Origin of the sequence: Caloramator proteoclasticus DSM 10124, assembly GCF_900129265.1 — a bacterium.
In the GTDB taxonomy this organism is placed as follows: Bacteria; Bacillota; Clostridia; order Clostridiales; family Caloramatoraceae; genus Thermobrachium; species Thermobrachium proteoclasticum.
In genome coordinates, this window is the sequence record NZ_FQVG01000107.1 from 1 (window position 1) to 1,916 (window position 1,916).

Consider the following 1,916-nt stretch of genomic DNA (forward strand, 5'->3'; position numbering starts at 1 on the left):
AAATCGGAATTTACATATTTCAATTATTATTCATCTAAACCATTACATATCAAGGGGCTACGCCCTATTTATTTTTTAATCTGCGAAACTTCTGCTTTTTCATAGGCTATTTTTCTCTTGGGTAGTCCCTCTATCTTTTTTATAACCACCATATTTTTATCTAAAAAAAGAACGTCAATCTTAAATCTCATAAAAAAAGTATGAATGCTATTGCAGGGTTTAAAAAGAATTGCCTCATAATGGGGCTTTTTTCTAAACATATATCCTAATAGTCTATCTTTGAAATTATTTGCAAAATAAACTCTACATATTTCTCTATCCTTATATATTAGCTTTTTCATAATATCACCTTAAAAAGAAGTTATATAGTTTTATAAATGCAGGACCAAGAATTATAACAAATATTGTAGGAAATATAAAAAATACAAGTGGAAAGAGCATCTTTATAGGTGCCTTCATCGCATTTTCTCTTGCTGCCTGTTTTCTCTGCTCCCTTAAATTTGCAGACTCTATTCGCAAAACTTTGCCTAAACTTACCCCAAGCTCATCAGCCTGAATTAAAGAAGTAACAAAGCTGGAGAGCTCCTTTACATCACACCTTTGACTCAAACTTTTTAAGTCTGTTTTTCTCTGTATTCCCATCCTTATTTCCTTTAAAGTTTTAGCAAACTCGTCACTTAAATCTCCCTTTATGTTATCTACAACCTTTGCTATTGCACCATCAAAGGAAAGCCCAGCCTCAACGCTCACAGTTATCAAATCAAGAACATAGGGTAAATCCCTCAATATGTTCTTCTTTCTTCTTTTTACCCTAACTGATAGGTTAAAGCTAAATAGATAGTTTGTTAAAATACCAATAAAAAGTGCGAGTATGAGAGAATTTAATGTGCTGTTAGATAACAAATTAAAAAGAATAAAGGAAAATAAAAAAGAAATTATAGTGGACATAGCTTTAGTAAAAATCCATCTACCTATATCATTTTTATGATATCCTGCAAGCTCTAACCTTTTATTTAACCTATTTATTTTATTTTGGGGAGTAAACTTTAAAAAGAAATTAAATAAAACAAGATAAAGAGGAACTACAGCCCTCTCTAAAAAAGATTTATTTGATAGCTCATCTAATTTAACATCCTCCTTAATCTTATCAATTCTCCCCCTTAAAGTAATTTTATTTCTTAAAGCTATCATAAAAATTAAATTTATAACGCAAAAGGCTAATAAAAAGGATAGGAGTAATATTAATAAAAGCATAGTTCCACCTCTATAATTCAACGTTTATTATTTTCATTATCATAAAAATGCCTATAAGTTCAAAGATAAAAGAAAAAATAACCATTGCTAAACCTATCTTCGTTGTAAAAAGGAGCATTATATATTCCCTATTAAATAAGTAAATAACTACTCCTAAAAATAAAGGAAGAAGAGAAATAATTGCTCATGTAAGTTTTCCCTGTGCCGTTAAGGTCTTTAGTTCATTTTTTATCTTCTGACGCTCTCTTATTGTTTCTGTGATATTATCTAATATTTCTGCAAGGTTTCCTCCTATATCCTTTTGAATTAAAATTGCATTTATAAGGAGATTTAAATCCTCCGATGTAACTCTCCTTTGAAGATTATAAAAGGCCTCCTGCTCTGTCAGCCCAAAACTCATCTCCTTTAAAAGTCTTTTAAACTCCTTCCCTAAGGGATCCTTTACCTGTTCCCCTACAACCGAAATTGCCTGTAAAAAAGAATATCCTGCCTTTAGTGAATTAGAAACAATAACTATTGCTTCAGAGAGCTGACTATCAAACTTTTTTATTCTATCTATTTTTCTCTTATGTAAATGATAAAATCAAAATGTACGAAAAGTGGAAAATAAAAATGTACAAAATTGTACAAGTATTTGGTATCCTTCTTAATGGGAGGGATAC

At 30.2% G+C, this 1,916-nt stretch carries 3 protein-coding genes; all 3 read right to left on the bottom strand.

The window, feature by feature from the left end; genetic code table 11:
* Positions 1-68: 68 nt before the first annotated feature.
* On the bottom strand, positions 69-341 hold the full coding sequence (locus BUB63_RS13040) for a DUF192 domain-containing protein (RefSeq protein WP_073250452.1): 273 nt from the start codon (positions 339-341) through the stop codon (positions 69-71).
* A 4-nt stretch (positions 342-345) separates the two neighbouring features.
* The gene (locus BUB63_RS13045; RefSeq protein WP_073250455.1) at positions 346-1,254 is read right to left on the bottom strand and encodes a type II secretion system F family protein; all 909 of its coding nucleotides are present in this window, start codon (positions 1,252-1,254) and stop codon (positions 346-348) included.
* 184 nt (positions 1,255-1,438) lie between these two features.
* Positions 1,439-1,813 carry a type II secretion system F family protein gene (locus tag BUB63_RS13955; protein ID WP_084106799.1) on the bottom strand — a complete coding sequence of 125 codons (375 nt, stop codon included), beginning with the start codon at positions 1,811-1,813 and terminating at the stop codon, positions 1,439-1,441.
* Positions 1,814-1,916 lie beyond the last annotated feature (103 nt).

Bases quoted from the DNA above. Each gene is read 5' to 3' on its own strand.
- BUB63_RS13040 (WP_073250452.1), bottom strand. From the start codon at position 341: ATGAAAAAGCTAATATATAAGGATAGAGAAATATGTAGAGTTTATTTT.
- BUB63_RS13045 (WP_073250455.1), bottom strand. From the start codon at position 1,254: ATGCTTTTATTAATATTACTCCTATCCTTTTTATTAGCCTTTTGCGTT.